Source organism: Geothermobacter hydrogeniphilus, assembly GCF_002093115.1.
Taxonomy (GTDB): Bacteria; Desulfobacterota; Desulfuromonadia; order Desulfuromonadales; family Geothermobacteraceae; genus Geothermobacter_A; species Geothermobacter_A hydrogeniphilus.
The window spans coordinates 1-16,068 of the sequence record NZ_NAAD01000003.1; the positions used below are offsets into that span (position 1 = coordinate 1).

Genomic DNA, 16,068 nt, shown 5'->3' on the forward strand with positions numbered 1-16,068 from the left:
TGCGCGGCACCTGGATGGGTAATCCCTACAAGGAGGACGGCGCCCCGCAGTCCGGAACCAATTATCCGAACAACAACAACTGGGGTCGGGTGCCACGTGCCTCGACCACCACGACCACCATGGGCGGCTACTGGATCGACCAGAACAGCGGCAACCCGACCGCCGGTTGGACGCTTTCCTCATCGGCCGGCCTTTGTACCCTCTGTCACGGTACAAATGTTGACAGCATGGACAAGAAGACCGGTGAAGGACTCTGGGTCGGCACCAATGGCCACAGCAACGCCGTGATCGGCGGCAGCGGCTCCGCCAAAGCCAATATCTTCGATGCTCGTGGCGGAACGGGCGGTAGGACCAATAATCCTTATCAGCATTTCAACGGTTTCTCCGACCCGGCTGACAACGGAAAATATGGGTTCCGGACCCCGAACAGTAGAGGCTGGCGGTACAGTCCATTGTTGACCGATGGCGCCAGTACCCGGCCGCGCAAATACAACAGTGATGAGTGGGGGGTTGATGAGAGTGGAGCGACGACCCAGACGCAGTACCACAAGTTCAGTTGTTCCAAGTGTCACAATCCGCACGCCAGCCGTCTGCCGAAACTGATGCAGACCAACTGTCTCGATACCAAGCACAACACCTGGGATAATGGTTTCCAGGTCAACGGCAGCGGCGGCAGCAACAACAACGGCCGATCCATTTCCAACTGGACCAGTGCCCAGAACTGCCATCGTCTCGGCGGCAACGATCCCAGCGACACTCGTGATTCGGCCGGGGTTGGCAACGGTTGGAACAAGGTCACTCCCTGGTAGTGGAGGAGAGATTCCTATGAAGGTCTATAGTCATCCGAGGGTAGTGGGGAACGGTAACGTTCATCCCTGCTGAGCGGTAATCGAGTGAAAAGGCCGGGGCGTTTGTCCCGGCCTTTTCATTTTTTCAGCCCGGCGAGATTGTGTTATCGTAACGCGCAGATGCGTTCTCGGAGGGCTGGCTTGTTCAGGGCTTGGATGAAAAATATTGCAGCGCTGCTGGTGGGGATTGTCCTCCTGGTATTGCTGGAGTCGCTGCTTGCTCTGCTGGGGGTGCCATCCCTCAGCCAGGAGGATCCGTTTGTTGGTTTTGCCGGTAAAAGCCCCCTGTTTGTGCGTGATGATAATGTCGAAAACCTCTTTCATCTCAACCCTGACAAGGCGGCTTATTTCAACCAGCAGCAGTTTGAAATGCCCAAAAAGAAAGGAGCTTTTCGAATACTGGTTATGGGAGGATCGACAACTTATGGTCGTCCCTATCTCGGAAAGACCGCGTTCGGTGCCTGGCTGGAAAAATTGCTGGAGCGTTACGTGCCGGGGCTTGACGTCGAAGTTATCAATGCCGGGGGTATCTCCTATGCCAGTTATCGGTTAAAGCGCCTGCTTCCGGAATTGCTGAATTACGACCCCGACCTGGTCGTCATTTACGCCGGTCATAACGAATTTCTTGAAAAGCGAACCTTTGATCCCCTGATCCGGGAGCCGGAGGGGAAAAGGCGCCTGCGCGGTATTCTTCACCACTCACGGCTTTATTCGGAACTTTACCGAACCATTACGAAACTTCGCCATCACAAGGGGGGGGGTGGACGAACAGTTCTCGGAGAAGATGTGGAGGCGGTCCTTGAACAGGTCGGCGGTCCGGAACTTTACCACCGGGATTCCCGGTTCAGGGAAGGGGTCATTCGTCAGTACCGCTTTACTCTCGGAGACATGGCCCGGATGATCAATCGGCGGAAGGTGCCGCTTATTCTCTGCACGCTGCCGGTTAACCTTTCCGGGGTTTCACCCTTCAAATCCGAACATCGCGCAGGTCTGAGAAAAGAGGAATGGCAACAGTGGCAGGCTGCTTTTGAGGATGGAGAGCAAAAGTTCCTTGCGGGAGATTTGACCGGTGCCCTGAACAGCTATCGGCAAGCTGAGCGTATTGATGACCAATTTGCTGAGTTGTCATACCGTATCGGCAAGATCTATCTACGCCGGAAGCGGTTCCAGAAGGCCTACGAGGAGTTCGACCGGGCGCGTCAGAATGATATTGTACCCTTGCGTGCCCTGGATGAATTCAATGTCATTATTCGACAGTTAGCCGGGGACCGAAAGATTCCTCTGGCTGATATCGAGACGTTTTTCCGGAGGATTTCCCCCGGCGGAATCCCGGGGAACAATCTCTTTGCGGATCATGTGCATCCGACCCTTGAGGGCCAGCAGATTTTGGCCTGGGTTGTTCTTAATGCTGCGACAGATGCCGGCCTGGTACCACTTTCCGCTGAACAATGGCAGGGGAGCATGGTTGACGCGAGAGCTTATCTTTCTTCTGAACTGGCAAAGATTCCAGAACGCTATCGGGCTCGCGGGCTTTGGGGGGTGGGGCGGCTTTATTACTGGGCCGGGAAATATCCAGAAGCGGAAAGGGTGTTGAAACTGGCATGGAAAACGGTACGGGATGAAGCGGAAATTCCCAAGCAGCTTGGTAGCCTGGCTCTTTGGCGGGGGGCGGGTCTCGAGGCCATGCAATATTTCGTTCAGGCGGAACAGCTTGATTCCGGCGACCCCTGGATCAGGTTCGGCAGGGTTCAGGCGTTGCTGATGCAGGAGAGTGGGCGGAAAGCCCTGGCTCTTCTGGATGAAACAACCTGGCCGGACGGCATGAAAATGCGTCTGGATGTTGCCCGCTGCAGGGCCCTTTTTCAAACCGGACAGGATCGGGCGGCGAAAGCGTTGCTGAACAAGCTGCAACAGGTCGAGACGGACGTTCCGGCTTTGGAGAAGGAACTTGCCGATCTCTATGTACTGGCCGGTCGGAAACAGGAGGCAAGGATGCATTATCTCAAGGCTTTGCGCCTTGAACATCATCCGGCGCCGGATGCAGAACTTGAGCAGTGGTGGAACGATGTTGGCATTCATCAGTTGAAGAAGAATGGCAACCCATGAATATCCTGGGACTTTCAGCCTATTACCACGACAGCGCCGCCTGCCTGGTCCGGGATGGAAGGATCGTTGCTGCCGCCCAGGAAGAGCGGTTCAGCCGAAAAAAGCACGATGCGGGTTTTCCGCTGCAGTCGTTGACCTGGTGTCTGGAGCAGGCACGCCTTTCCAGTGACGATCTGGATGCGGTCGTCTTTTACGAAAAGCCGTTTTTGCGGTTTGAAAGGTTGCTTGAAACTTACCTGGCGTTTGCTCCGCGTGGCCTGAAGCAGTTCCTGACCGCTCTGCCGGTCTGGATGAAGGAAAAAATCTGGATCAAGGAAGCTATCCGTAAGCATCTCGATTACCAGGGGCCGATCTATTTCCCCGAGCATCACCAGTCACATGCCGCCTCGGCATTTTTTCCATCCCCCTTTGAGGAATCAGCTGTTTTGACCCTGGACGGAGTGGGTGAGTGGAGCACCGTCAGTTTCGGTCGCGGTTGCGGGAACCGGCTTGATCTGCTGGGAGAGATTCGTTTTCCCCATTCCCTGGGGCTGCTCTATTCCGCCTTTACCTATTATATGGGATTCAAGGTCAACTCGGGAGAATACAAAGTCATGGGGTTGGCACCTTATGGCGAACCGCGCTACGTCCAACGCATTCGTGATGAAATCATTGATCTGAAAGAGGATGGTTCTTTCCGGCTTAATATGGATTATTTCAACTTTGCCACCGGATTGACCATGACCAACGAGCGTTTTCACAAGCTGTTTGAAGGTCCGCCGCGCAAACCTGAATCAGAATTGACCACGCGGGACATGGACCTGGCCCGTTCCATCCAGGTGGTGACCGAGGAGGCGGTCTTGCGGATGGGACACCATGTTCATCAAGAGACCGGTTCGCCTCATTTATGCATGGCCGGTGGAGTTGCCTTGAATTGTGTCGCCAATGGTCGACTGTTACGTGAAGGCCCGTTTGAAAAGATATGGGTTCAACCTGCATCAGGTGATGCCGGGGCGGCGGTTGGGGCGGCACTGTTCGGTTGGTATGTGGCCCATGACAAAGAGCGGAAAGTGCAGGGAGGTCTGGACTCCATGTCCGGCAGTTATCTCGGGCCGGATTATTCGGAGGAAGCTATTGGCACGATTCTCGACAAGTATCAGGCACCGCGGCAGCGCCTTGAGGAAGCGTCGCTGTTGAAGCGGACTGCCGAATTGCTTGCCTCAGGCCATGTGGTCGGCTGGTTTCAGGGACGGATGGAGTTCGGCCCTCGCGCGCTTGGGAACCGATCGATTCTGGCCGATGCCAGATCTCCGGAAATGCAGACCCGGGTCAATCTCAAGATTAAGTTCCGGGAAGGGTTCCGGCCCTTTGCGCCGGCCATTCGGGAAGAACGGGTGAGGGACTATTTCGACCACGACGCAGAAAGTCCTTATATGCTGTTGACTGCACAAGTCAAAGCGGAGAAACTGCGTCGATTGACCGAAGAAGAATCGCAGATGTCGGGGTTCGCCCGGCTCAGAGTGGCGAGATCCGAGATCCCGGCGGTGACCCATGTGGACAATTCCGCCCGCCTGCAGACGGTTTCGGCCGTCATGAACCCCCTGTTTCATAATCTGTTGCTGGAATTTGAACGTTTGACCGGCTGCCCGGTCTTGATCAATACCTCCTTTAATGTTCGGGGTGAACCGATCGTTTGTACCCCCGAGGACGCTTATCGCTGTTTCATGGGGACCGGCATGGACTATCTGGTTGTCGGCCCATTTCTGCTGGATAAGAGGCTGCAGCCTGAATGGCAAGGTCCAAGTGGCGCGAAGGAACTCGATTGACGGGAGCCGGGATGGAGAGGAAGAGCATAGCAGACAGTCGACTGCGCTGGTTCGGTCTCGGTCTTGGGGGCTTGTTGTTCTTTGCGGCCGGGGTCGGTCCGGGATATTTCACCTGGTTCGGAAACGTCCTCTGCCTGGCCGCGGCAGCGGGTTTGCTGTGTGCCTGGCTGGCCCCTTCACGGCTCATGTTGATCTACGGACCGTGGATGAAGCTGGCTGCTGTCGTTGGTGGAGTCATGACCCGGCTGGTGCTGGTCGTGGTTTTCGTGCTGGTTGTTTTTCCCACCGGCCTGATCGCCCGGTTGTCCGGAAAATGTTTTCTTGAAAAACGCCCGGATCCGGATGCCGTCAGTTATTGGCAACTTAGGGATACAAACGCTCCGGTTGAAAAAAATTGGGAAAGGCAATTCTGATTCTGGCGGGTTGCCGGATCTCTCCGGTATGGTGCGATGAAGCAACGATGGTATGGAAAATTGCTGCTGGTTCTTTTCGGGGTGATGCTGCTGGCAGCGGGGGAAGGCTTGTTGCGCCTGGTCTGGACTCCCTCGGGAACCGGGGCGGATGATCTTGCCTGGACCCGCATTGATCCTTTTATTGTTGCCGGTGATGTTGTTGAAACTCGCCGGGAGTTTCTGGGGGCTCTGCGTCTGCAGCGGTTCCCGCGGCACAAGGAAACGGGAACCTTTCGGATTTTCTGCATCGGTGGTTCAACGACCTTCGGTTATCCGTATCCTGCTGAAGCTGCCTGGCCGTCGAGACTTGCCGAAGGGTTGAAGAAACTTTATCCCCGTCGAAAATTCGAAGTGATCAACCTTGGCGGCACCGCCTACGGGAGTTCTCGGGCTTTGGGTATCCTGCGGTCTTTGCCGGATTATGCTCCCGATCTGGTCATTGTCTGTGTCGGGGATGCGGAATTTGTCGAGGATTCCTACCGAACCTCGATCAAAAACAGCCGTCGGGGATGGAGACTGCTGCGCAGCCTGCGATTGGCGCAATTGATGAGGCATCTGTTGCCCAGGCCGTCAAGCAGAGAGATCATCGATGTTGTCGACAACCTTGGGGGGGTGGTTTTCTCCCCGGTTATCGACGGCACGGTTTACAGCCCCGATGCGGAAACCCGACGGGAAGTTGTCGCCCGTTTCAACAAGAATCTTGCACAGATGACTACCTTCGCCCGGCAGGCAGGAATTCGACTCATGTTCTGTACCCTGCCGGCCAACCTTGCTGACTGGCCGCCGGCTGAAAATGGCAAACAGCCGAATGCCCTGCTTGCGGATGCCCGGGTGGCCATGCGGGATGGTCGGCCGGACGAGGCATTGAATATCCTCTCCCGTCTGGAACCGGAGATGCGGGATGATGCCCGGTTCTGTTTCGATTACGGTCAGGTGCTTCGGAGTTTCGGCCGTCTTGACCAGGCCCGGTTCTATCTGCGCCGGGCGGTGGATCTTGATCCTGTCCCGGTGCGGGCGACATCACGAACGAATAATGAAATCAGGGATCTGGCGAAAGCCAACGGCTTGCCGTTGGCGGACCTCGAAGGAGAGCTGAACCGCAGATCCTCCCTGGGGCTGGCCGGTAACCGGATGATTCTCGATTATGCCCATCCGACCCAGCGGGGGCATGCGGCGATTGCCTGGACGGTCTGGAAGACGCTTGCGGCATCTTTTCCGGAATGGCCGGAAGCGGATCAGCGTCGGATCTTAAGGTGGCGAAAGGAGCTTGATGATCTGGATGAAGGAGCCGTGGAGATGGACGCCCACCTGGCGTTTACCTGGGGAAAGATCTATCTGCGGCAGGGGGCTTTGAGCCGTGCCGCTGAGATGTTGCAGCTCGCGCTGAAAAAAGGTTATCCGGGGCCTTACGCGGCGGCCGAACTTGCCAGGGTGCGCTATCGTCAGGGCCGTGAGGCCGAGGCCCTTGAACTCCTGCGACGGGTGTTCGGGAAATATCCGGATTACCATGAAGCAGATCCGTTTATGGCCCTGCTGCTGGAGCATGCAGGCAAGAATGAACAGGCTGTCCAATGGTATCGTCGTGCGCTTGACAATGGACCGCCGCGAAAAGATATCTATGCATCTCTGATAGATCTTCTGTTGCGGCTGAAGAAGTTTGACGAAGTCCTGCGAGTGGCAGACGAAGCGCTTCGGAATTTTCCTGCCGATTGTGATCTGGCATCCCTGCGGGGGCGTGCTCTGGAAGGTGCGGGGCAATTGCAGGAGGCCGCCGATCTCTATCAGGGGCTCTTGAGTGAGGCCCCGGGCTGCCAACCCGCTCGGGAAAACCTGGGGCTGGTCCAGATGCGACAAGGACAATGGAAACAGGCTGAAAAGACGTTTGTCGCAGCCCTGGCCGGTCGCAATCCCTGGTCGACCCATTATCTGAACCTGGGTGTGGTCTATTATCGCGGGCTCGGAAAGCGGGCAGAGGCAGTTCGGCAGTTCGGCCGTTATCTTTGTCGGGAGCCGCGCGGAGTGCACAATGTACCCGCCGAGTTGCGGAATGAGGCGGTCGCGGAGGAAAAGGATTGCAGTCATGTCCGCTGACCGTCAGCCCTTGCGCGTCATTGTTCCGGCAATTTTGTTCGGTATCCTGGTTTTCTGGGGGGCAGGGGAGGTTGGCATCCGTCTGCTGACGATCTGGCGGCCGCAATATGATGTCGAAATGTGGAAATATGCCGAGCGGGTCAAGGTCGTCAGTAATCATCCGGGGATGAGATTCGAGCATCGTCCCGGAGTCTGCGAAATCCTCATGGGGGTCGAGGTCTGTACCAACAGTGATGGGCTGAGAGACCGGGAGCATTCTCCTGAACCGGATTCAGCTCACTTGCGGATAGCGATCCTGGGAGATTCCATCACCTTCGGCTGGGGAGTGCCGCAACGGGATGCCTATCCTGCGCTGCTGGAGAAAACTCTTGCCGGGGTTAAGCCCGGACTTCAGATTGAAACACTGAATTTCGGGGTCGGCAATTACAACTCGGTCGATGAACTGGCCATGTTGAAGAATCATGCCCTGGACTACCGTCCGGATATGGTGCTGGTGGGTGTTTTCCTCAATGATGCCGAACCTTCCAGAGCTCTGGAATTCCACCCGCTGCTAAAGCAGTCGGCCTTTGCCGTCTGGTTGTGGGGACGGCTTGATGCCCTGCAGCGCAGACTGGGGTTGCGGAAGGATTTTGATCACTATTATGAAGATCTCTTTCAGGCGGATTCGTCCGGTTTCAAAGAGATGCAGTCGGCATTGCGGGAGATGATCAGCCTTTGCCGCCGCAGGGGTATTCCAATTGTTTTTGTCATGCTTCCGGAACTTCATGATCTGGCCAGAGATGAATTTGCGGACATCCGTCTGCGGTTGCGGCGGCTGATTGATGCTGCGGGTGCTGAATTCATAGATCTGCGCCCGGCTTTGCCGCAATCGGGGGGACGGGAATTCTGGGTCAGCGCGGAGGACCCCCATCCGAACATCCTTGCTCATCGCCTCTATGCAGATGAACTTGCGCGCCGGTTGCCTGAAACGTTATCATGGCAGGAGGCGGTGACTTTCATGGAACAGCGCAGGGGGACCGGATCTAATGAAAAATGAGATTATTCGGGAAATCATCCAGTTTATCTTCAGCAACAAGAAATGGTGGCTGGGGACAATTCTGGTTCTCCTGGTTGCCCTGGGGGGGCTGCTGGTGCTGACGGAAGGGTCTGCTCTGGCGCCCTTTATCTATGCCCTCTTTTAGCCTCCAGCCTGAATCCGTGAGTTCTTGTTGGATGGAAAGTGCAAGCGCTTGGTCCGAACGAGATTTTCAAAAATCTGAAGCGCACCCATAGGTTCGCTGGTGATTTCAGGTCCAGAGCAAAGAGAGCGTGACAGGCTGTGACCCTCTCTGTCGGCAAGGGGTTAGGATGATGCGCGGGTTCGAGACTTTAAGAGAATTGTCCCGGTTTTTGCTGGAACGGAAAAAATTCGTCCTTGCTCCGTTGGTGCTGGCGCTGGTGCTGATGTCTGCCCTGATTCTTCTTGCCGAAATTCCCGTACTGACACCCTTCATCTACGCGTTATTTTGACAGGCCCTTGGTGGTGGGATTTCTCTCTCCAGGGGGCTTCCGGGGTGTTTCACTGACTTGCGAGATCAGGTTTTTCAGGCGGGTCGGCATATCCGGATAATAGACTTCAGACCAGGTTTTCGTCTGCAGATCGCGGTAGATTGCAAGTGCACCTGCCGCGTGTCCGGCCCTCTTCCACGCGGCGGCTGTTTCAAGATCAATGTAGTGGTTGTCGGGGAAAATCAGTTTGGCCTTCTGCAGCATCTCAATCGCCTTGTCCGGCCGCCCCGCAGTTTCGGCATCGCGGGCCAGGGAAAGATATTCATAGCCGAAGCCGGGGTCAAGTTCAACCGCCCTGGCGAGTGTTTTCAGTGCGGTATCGCCCTCTTTGGCGCTTCGTTCAAAGCGGTACAGATCGTAGAGCAGGGCAGGGTCGTCGGGAAAATCGAGTACGGTCTTTTTCAGCCGGTCGAGGGCCTTGTCATTGATCATGAAGGTTGCCAGGTAAAGAGCTTTTTTTCGTGTTTCCCGTAGCCGTCGCCTTGCCGCGGACAGGCCTTCTGCGTTGAGTGATGCCTGGATGTCCTTGCCGAGGAATCTCAGGTTCATCTCAACCATGCCTTCCTCTTCCGTTGAGTAGGAAAGAGTGGTCATGGACGGTTTCGGAAGAGCCTTGACCAGCTGTTTCAACGTCGATTCCAGCAGGTCGTAAATGGGAGTTTTGACCTCGTTTTTATAGAGGGCCTGGAAATAGCTCAGGTCAAAATGAACGATCAGGTTTTCATGGAATTTTTCTGTTAGGGAAAGGTCCATGATTGTTGTCATCATGAGTTGATGCCCCCGGAGAGGGGATAGAATCATGTGCTTCCGTTTTGTCAGCAGTTCCCTTTCTTCCGCAGTCAGGATTCCGCTTTCGACCAGTCGATCGCCCAGTCGGTTCAGATCGAAGTCCGCAATGGGGATTCGGCTTGGAATGACCCAGAGGACGTCGGAGACCAGTCCACACTGCAGTGCGGCGCTGATTGCCTGCGAGGGCAACAGTATGGGACCGGGTCGGAAGTACCTGGCTTTTTTCTCGAAATCTTCCGCGCGCCCGTTTTTGACGAGGGACTGGACTTTCTCTCTTAATTGCTTCGGGATGGGTTGCAGGAAAGGTACATTGCTCAGAACCACCATGGTGGCCGGTTCCGGAAGTGTTCGCCACTTCACCAGGGCGTCGGTCGACAACTCAAACAGGTTGACTGCTGCACCTTGTGGTTTCCCGCCCCCGGGGGTTCCATAACAGGCGGAGCTCAGGGCTAAAAGCAAACTTGCGATGCCAAAAATGGATAGTTTTGAGCGCATATGGGACCTTTATTTTATCTTTGTTGGTGGATCAGGTAATGTGGAATTGTGTGGGAGGACAAAGTGACCACTGATGGCCCTTTACCGAAGTCCATCATCTGTTTTTATCGGTTGCCGGATGGTCACGGGGCGGTTGGCGGTTTTGAATCTGTTCAAGAGCCTTTGCGTAATAGATCTTTGACCAGGGCATTGACTTTAATCGTTGCAGCAGACCAGTCATTGGCTGCCGGCGATTGATCTGTTCAAGGATCTCCATCTGCCGCAACAGCGGAGCGGGGCTTTCCGGATGGGTCGCTGCCGCCAGTGAAAGCATCTGCAATGCGGCGTCGGGACGTTTCTTCTCCATCGCGGTGTCGGCCAGGGTGAAATATTCCAGACCGTAGCCGGGGTCGAGGCGAACTGCTTCGGCGAGTCGTTGCAGGGCTGCGTTGCCGTTTTTAAAGCGTCGCTGGACCTGGTAGAGGCCGTAGAGAACATCGGGGTTGTCCGGTTCGAGACGATCCATCTCATTGAAGATCTTCAGCATCTCTTCTTTTTTGAAAAAATTCTCCAGGTAGAGTGCCCGGGCGCGCAGATCCCAGGTGCGGGGCAGGGGGTCATCCAGCATTGCCGGATGTTCAAGGATCTGTTTCAGGTCCCGCCCGAGAAAACGGATGCCGAGCGGCACATGGCCGGAGAGGTTGCCGAACGAGATACTGACAGTGTTGACCGCCCACCGCTGTTGCTTCCAGCGTTTCAGATCCTCTCCGAGCAGGCTGTAGACCGGGGTCCTGATCTCGTTACGATAGCGGACAGAGAAAAAACTCAGGTCGATGTGAACCGCCAGCGGCCCTGTCAGGTCCGGGAGGTTGTTTGAACCATAAATGTCCAACGGGATCCCGCGCACGCTGCCGGTAAAATGCCCGGCGACTTTTTTCAACCGGTTCGCTTCGGTTTTATCCAGGACACCATGGTTGAGCAACTGTTCGCGAATTTTTTCCACCGTCGGCAGCGGAGCCTTTTCGTCCAGAGGGAGAACCCATATCAGGCGGGAAAACATTCCTGCCTCCAGGGCGGCGGAGACTCCCATACCGGGCAGCAGCAGCGGGTCGCTGGTCGGCAGGACCGCCCGACGACGAAAGTTCCCGGCGTCGGCATTGAGAACCAGGTTCAGGGCATCCTTTTTCACCGTCTCGGGAATCGGCAGCAGGAAGGGGTCGTTGGAAAACAGCAGCAGGGTCGGATTGTCATCTGCCCGTTTGCGCCAGGCGAGCAGGGCTTCCGTGTCGGTCTCGACCAGGGTGGTGGCGACCGGGGTGTTCAGCAGAATGGATGGTTTTGCGGGGTCGCCGGTCGCTGGTGCCGCACCTGCGGTTGATGAAAGCAGCAGCAGGATGGGCAGCAGCAGGCTGAGGAGGGTGGTCATGAATGATCCTTTCCGGGGGTGTCAATGGCCTGTCGAGTTTCTGCCTTGATGGAGTACGCGAGGATGAAAAGCTGTCCCGCTGACTCGCTTCTGCCTATTGTAAATGAGCCTGACGGTCGATACCAGTGGAAGTTGATATCGGTCCGCTCCGCTGGTTTGACAGGCGTGGATTTTGCAGTTACTCTGAATTGAGCAGGGACTGGACAATGGCTGGAGCGGTTATCCGGTATGTGTCGGTTGCCCTGCTTCTTGGACGTTTTTCTTTTTAATTTTAAATGGTTGTCTGGTATCTGTGCGGATGCCTCCCATACGGAAATGGTCGCGTAATCCCTTTCAGGGTTCTTCATGAAGACGGACCTGTCGGTGAAAAGGAGAGGAAGCATGTGTAAAAAGACGTTGTGTATGCTGCTGGCTTCGGTCATGGTGCTGTTCGGCGCCGGGCTGAGCATGGCCCAGGAGTTTTCGGACATCTCCGCAACAGCGGGGGTTGCCGACGCCGGTTTCGGCAAGGGTGTGGCTTTTGCCGACATCAACAATGATGGCCTGGTGGATCTCTATGTATCCAACAAGGGTGGCGCCAACAAGCTCTATCTGAACAAGGGCAATGGCAAGTTCGAGGATATCACCGCGAGGGCGGGCGAGGGCCTTGACTATCCCGGTTTCGCCATGGGCAGCGTTTTTGGCGACTACAACAACGACGGCTTCGAAGATCTCTACCTTGCCACCGGCGGCCGCTATGAAATTGAGGCCAACCGTCTGTTCAGAAACAATGGTGACGGTACTTTCACCGATGTGACCAACGAGGCGGGCGTCGGCCTCAAGGCCTTCACCTACGCCGCCTCTTTCGTCGATTATGATAATGACGGCAATCTCGACATCTACTGCGCCAACTACGGTGTCGGTGCCAAGAACATCCTCTATCACAATAACGGTGACGGTACCTTCAGCGACGTGACCGATGTTGCCGGAGTCGGTGACCGTTCCTGGAGCTGGATGGCGGTCTGGGCCGATGTCAACAACGACAACTTCGTCGATCTCTACGTGGTCAACGGCCAGTACCCGGTCGGTGAGCCGAATCGGCTCTACATGAACAATGGCGACGGAACCTTCAAGGAAGTTGCCAAGTCCGCCGGTGTCGCCGATCCCAACTGGGGGCTCGGGGCCGCCTTTGCCGACATCGACAAGGATGGTGACCAGGATCTGTTTGTCTCCAATTACGTCGGTCCCAACAACCTTTATCTGAATGACGGCAAAGGTCATTTCACCATGGCCAGCGAAAAAATTGCTTCCACCCACGAGGGGTGGGGCAAGGGACCGACCTTCGGTGACGTTGACCACGATGGTGACCTCGACCTCTACGAAGGTGACTGCAAACTGGCCAACCAGCTCTATCTCAACGATGGCAAGGGCAATTTCCACAATGTTGCCGATCAGCAGCCGGTTCTCAAATGTGAAACCGTGCGCACCAAGGGAACCGCGTTTGCCGATATCGACAATGACGGCGACCTTGATCTCTATGTCATCAACTGGGGCGCCGAGAACAGGCTCTACCTGAACAACCAGAACGACAACAACTGGCTCAAGGTCAAGGTGACCGGCACTATTTCCAGCAAGGATGCCTACGGCACCAAGGTTACGGTTTTCGAAACCGGCAAGACCAGGCTGGAGGGCATGCAGGAAATCCGTTCCGCTACCGGGTTCTGTGCCCAGAGCCCGAAAGTCGCCCATTTCGGTCTGGACGCGAGCAAGCGTTACGATGTCGTCGCGACCTTCCCCAGCGGTATTCAGGCGCGTCTCGACAACCTGAAAACCGGCCAGACCGTTGAACTGATTGAGCCCTCGGTGGTCGAGCAGAAGCAGCTGGCAAGTATCGACAAGTAAGCAGCAGCAAACTTGGATAGAAGAACCAAGCAAGTTCCATTAACCTGAAACCAACAAGGAGGCGACGATGAAAAAATATCTGAAGCCGCGTGTTGTCGGCAGCGGGAACGTTCATCCCTGCTGAGGACGCGCACCAAGAAAAGGGGCGTGTCGGGAAATATCCCGACACGCCCTTTTCTTTTTGTGCCAGGGGCGGATCTTTCGTCCCATCTCTGCGTTGCGTTCCTCTTCACTTGTGCGACGTAGCTTCCGCTACGTCTCCGCGTTCATCGAACCGCGCCTTGCTCTGAACCAAAATCTCTCGCCCTTCAACAGGGGGGGGGCGCTCGGGGCCGATCTTACTTCCTGGGATTCGTGCAGATCCCCATTCCAATCATCATTCCGTCAGTCTTCGGCCCTTCGCCGCCTCCAGGTTTTTCAGTCTTTTTCAATTTTCACATCATCAAACAGCACCGGCTCCTTGCCGCCGGGTCCGTCTCGGAAGAAGAGCAGGTGGATCATCCGGGTCTCGGGACCGGTGGTGAAGGACGCGCTCTGCGGCTGCCAGTCGATTTTTCCGGACAGGTTGATGAGTACGGAGGCGGCTCGCTGGTGTTCATCCAGTTGTTTGCGGGTGAACTGGTCGCCGATCCAGAGGAAACGATCGAATTCGATGACGCCGATGCCGCAGACGGCTCCTTCGGGAAGATCAGCCTTGAAGGTGGCGCTGACGCGATAGCGGGTATCGGGGGTGACGGCGATCGGGGCGAACCAGCCGAGCGTGTCGACGCCGTTGATGCTGCGCATGGAAAAGGCCCGGTTGCTTTCGACGGGACGGTCGGTCACGCCGCTGATGCGCCGCAGATGGTCGAGATAGGTGGCCCAGAAGGGGTAAAGCTTGTCATCTTTTTCCGGCCGCGCCGGCCCGACGCGGGGGAAGAGGGAGATCTGCGGCTGCCCCTGGAAGTCCTCGAACAGCGGCGGGGAGGGGGGCACCGGGGTCTGTTCGGCGGTCTCCGTCGGAGAGGACGCCGCATCGGCGGTCGTTGTCGCGGGCTGTTCAGTCTTCGGGCCGTCGTCGGGGCTTGCTGAGGGGGGTTGTTGTGATTGTTCACAACCGCCGGTCACCAGCAGGGCGAAGAGCAGGATCAGGATTGTCTTTTTCATCGGATGAACAACCAGCGGATGAGGGTGGCGACGTACATGGCGGACGGCAGGGCGATGGCCAGCAGGGCGCCGAGCAGGTAGCCGCGTCGGGACGTATCGGTCGGTAATTGGCCGGCACAGCGCCTGGCGGCGGACAGGGCCACCAGGATGCCGCCGGCGAGCAGGCCGAGGACAATCCACTTGAGGATGTCAAGCGGGATCAGGATGCCCGGTCCGGGCAGGGTGTGCATGACGTTGATGGCGAGGAAACTCTTGACCCCCGACGGGTCGCGCAGGGCGAAGGGCAGGTAGCCGGCCTTGGCGTTGATCTTGACCACGGCAAGCACCAGGTGAACCGCCAGCAGCAGCGGGATGATCGGCAGCGCCAGGTAGCCGATACGGTGCCAGAAGCCGTGTTCGGTCCGGGGGGGATCCGTCGGTGCGTCAGGCGCGGCTGTTGCCGGCAGCGCGGCGACCTGCAGGTCGGCCAGTCGCCAGGCGGCCCAGGCCGGCAGCAGCATCAGGACCGGCAGCAGCAGGGCGACCCAGAAGGCGGCCAGCAGGTTGAAGCCGTCTCCCCCCCAGCCGAGCAGTAGGGCGGCCTGTTGCGGCGGCCAGAGCAGCGCCTCGCGCAGGTCGATGTAGACCTTGCTGAAGTTGGCGGTCAGCAGACCGAGCAGGACGACGAGAAACAGTGCCTCCCCCGCCGGCAGCGGTGATTGCCCGAGGTCAGCCATCCAGCGGCGGAAGCCGACCCGGATGCTGTCGTTGCGGCAGTTGTGGACGCAGTTCAGGCAGAGGGTGCAGTCGTGGCTGTCGTGGATCTGTTCGGGGACCAGGTCGACGGGACAGTCATCGCGGCGGCTGTGCCAGAAGAAGACCCCGCGGCCGAGGGAAAAACGCCGCCACTCGCTGCCGCCGGAGACGCAGGACTGGTCGCTGCAGGCGGCGCAGCCGCCGTTCTGCTTGACCCGCAGCTCAAAGGGGGCGAGTCGGGCGTAGAGTCCGAACACGGCACCGGCCGGACAGAGCAGCATGCAGAAGGCGCGCTGGCGGAAGAGCAGTCCGCAGCCGACCGCCAGCGCCACCAGCAACGCCAGCAGGCGGGCGGTCAGGTCGGGATAGCGGTGAATGGCGAACAGGTAGACCACCACCTGCAGGGCCACCAGCGCCAGGGTCACCGGAATGTAGCTTTTCAGCCAGCCCGGCAGCTCCCGCTTCAGGCCGATGCGGGTGACCAGGCCGTTGAGCCATCCCAGGGGGCAGACGGCGCACCAGCTGCGGCCGAAAAAGAGCGCGACGATCACCACGCCCATGATCCACCAGACCCAGAACAGATGATTGGTCAGGTTGGTGTACATCAGCGCGTCACCGGCCTTGATGCCGGGGATGCCATGTTCTTTCCAGCCCCAGGCGATCATCGCCAGCAGCAGGGCCAGCGCGCCGAGACGCAGCAGCCGCCAGGTCCAGCGTGATTTCAGCAGCGCCCCCAGCAGGGGGATGTCGAACAGGTTGGATAACAT

13 protein-coding genes are annotated in these 16,068 nt (G+C 57.3%); 9 read left to right on the forward strand and 4 right to left on the reverse strand.

Translation table 11 applies throughout. The annotated features are described in order from the left end of the window. From B5V00_RS03485 to B5V00_RS17115, 8 genes are all read left to right on the forward strand, one after another. Window positions 1-809, forward strand: an 809-nt coding sequence (locus tag B5V00_RS03485) for a cytochrome c3 family protein (protein ID WP_139800631.1), incomplete at its 5' end; no start/stop codon positions are given. A 102-nt stretch (window positions 810-911) separates the two neighbouring features. After that, entirely contained in the window at window positions 912-2,954 is a 2,043-nt protein-coding gene (locus tag B5V00_RS03490) for a GDSL-type esterase/lipase family protein (protein ID WP_139800632.1), read from the forward strand. Further along, window positions 2,951-4,759 carry a carbamoyltransferase family protein gene (locus B5V00_RS03495; RefSeq protein ID WP_085009376.1) on the forward strand — a complete coding sequence of 603 codons (1,809 nt, stop codon included), beginning with the start codon at window positions 2,951-2,953 and terminating at the stop codon, window positions 4,757-4,759. Before B5V00_RS03490 ends, B5V00_RS03495 begins: the two co-directional genes overlap by 4 nt. A gap of 206 nt (window positions 4,760-4,965) precedes the next feature. Then, window positions 4,966-5,172, forward strand: a complete 207-nt coding sequence (locus B5V00_RS16825; protein ID WP_139800633.1) for a hypothetical protein — start codon at window positions 4,966-4,968, stop codon at window positions 5,170-5,172. Window positions 5,173-5,208: 36 nt separating this feature from the next. Continuing rightward, window positions 5,209-7,302 carry a tetratricopeptide repeat protein gene (locus B5V00_RS03505; RefSeq protein WP_085009378.1) on the forward strand — a complete coding sequence of 698 codons (2,094 nt, stop codon included), beginning with the start codon at window positions 5,209-5,211 and terminating at the stop codon, window positions 7,300-7,302. Further along, window positions 7,292-8,338 carry an SGNH/GDSL hydrolase family protein gene (locus tag B5V00_RS03510; protein WP_172399607.1) on the forward strand — a complete coding sequence of 349 codons (1,047 nt, stop codon included), beginning with the start codon at window positions 7,292-7,294 and terminating at the stop codon, window positions 8,336-8,338. The genes B5V00_RS03505 and B5V00_RS03510 overlap by 11 nt, the downstream gene beginning before the upstream one ends. After that, entirely contained in the window at window positions 8,328-8,483 is a 156-nt protein-coding gene (locus B5V00_RS17110) for a DUF5989 family protein (protein WP_172399608.1), read from the forward strand. Before B5V00_RS03510 ends, B5V00_RS17110 begins: the two co-directional genes overlap by 11 nt. A 166-nt stretch (window positions 8,484-8,649) precedes the next feature. Further along, entirely contained in the window at window positions 8,650-8,811 is a 162-nt protein-coding gene (locus tag B5V00_RS17115) for a DUF5989 family protein (RefSeq protein WP_172399606.1), read from the forward strand. Here the strand turns inward: B5V00_RS17115 and B5V00_RS03515 are convergent. Both B5V00_RS03515 and B5V00_RS03520 read right to left on the reverse strand, forming a co-directional pair. Then, a complete protein-coding gene (locus B5V00_RS03515) occupies window positions 8,803-10,134 on the reverse strand; it encodes a tetratricopeptide repeat protein (protein WP_139800634.1) in 1,332 nt (443 codons plus the stop codon). The genes B5V00_RS17115 and B5V00_RS03515 overlap by 9 nt on opposite strands. Before the next feature lie 94 nt (window positions 10,135-10,228). Then, complete coding sequence (locus tag B5V00_RS03520; protein ID WP_085009381.1) at window positions 10,229-11,539, reverse strand: tetratricopeptide repeat protein; 1,311 nt, start codon at window positions 11,537-11,539, stop codon at window positions 10,229-10,231. 381 nt (window positions 11,540-11,920) lie between these two features. Here B5V00_RS03520 and B5V00_RS03525 point away from each other — a divergent pair, with 381 nt between their 5' ends. Beyond that, on the forward strand, window positions 11,921-13,420 hold the full coding sequence (locus B5V00_RS03525; protein WP_172399609.1) for an FG-GAP repeat domain-containing protein: 1,500 nt from the start codon (window positions 11,921-11,923) through the stop codon (window positions 13,418-13,420). A 417-nt stretch (window positions 13,421-13,837) separates the two neighbouring features. On the opposite strand, the gene B5V00_RS03530 is transcribed toward B5V00_RS03525, so the two are convergent. Further along, a complete protein-coding gene (locus tag B5V00_RS03530) occupies window positions 13,838-14,566 on the reverse strand; it encodes a hypothetical protein (RefSeq protein ID WP_085009383.1) in 729 nt (242 codons plus the stop codon). Beyond that, the gene (locus B5V00_RS03535; protein WP_085009384.1) at window positions 14,563-16,068 is read right to left on the reverse strand and encodes a 4Fe-4S binding protein; all 1,506 of its coding nucleotides are present in this window, start codon (window positions 16,066-16,068) and stop codon (window positions 14,563-14,565) included. Before B5V00_RS03535 ends, B5V00_RS03530 begins: the two co-directional genes overlap by 4 nt.

Coding starts and splice junctions, on each gene's coding strand:
- B5V00_RS03525 (WP_172399609.1), top strand. CDS start 11,921: ATGTGTAAAAAGACGTTGTGTATGCTGCTGGCTTCGGTCATGGTGCTG.
- B5V00_RS17110 (WP_172399608.1), top strand. CDS start 8,328: ATGAAAAATGAGATTATTCGGGAAATCATCCAGTTTATCTTCAGCAAC.
- B5V00_RS03520 (WP_085009381.1), bottom strand. CDS start 11,539: ATGACCACCCTCCTCAGCCTGCTGCTGCCCATCCTGCTGCTGCTTTCA.
- B5V00_RS03495 (WP_085009376.1), top strand. CDS start 2,951: ATGAATATCCTGGGACTTTCAGCCTATTACCACGACAGCGCCGCCTGC.
- B5V00_RS03530 (WP_085009383.1), bottom strand. CDS start 14,566: ATGAAAAAGACAATCCTGATCCTGCTCTTCGCCCTGCTGGTGACCGGC.
- B5V00_RS03505 (WP_085009378.1), top strand. CDS start 5,209: ATGAAGCAACGATGGTATGGAAAATTGCTGCTGGTTCTTTTCGGGGTG.
- B5V00_RS16825 (WP_139800633.1), top strand. CDS start 4,966: ATGAAGCTGGCTGCTGTCGTTGGTGGAGTCATGACCCGGCTGGTGCTG.
- B5V00_RS03515 (WP_139800634.1), bottom strand. CDS start 10,134: ATGCGCTCAAAACTATCCATTTTTGGCATCGCAAGTTTGCTTTTAGCC.
- B5V00_RS03535 (WP_085009384.1), bottom strand. CDS start 16,068: ATGTTATCCAACCTGTTCGACATCCCCCTGCTGGGGGCGCTGCTGAAA.
- B5V00_RS17115 (WP_172399606.1), top strand. CDS start 8,650: ATGATGCGCGGGTTCGAGACTTTAAGAGAATTGTCCCGGTTTTTGCTG.
- B5V00_RS03510 (WP_172399607.1), top strand. CDS start 7,292: ATGTCCGCTGACCGTCAGCCCTTGCGCGTCATTGTTCCGGCAATTTTG.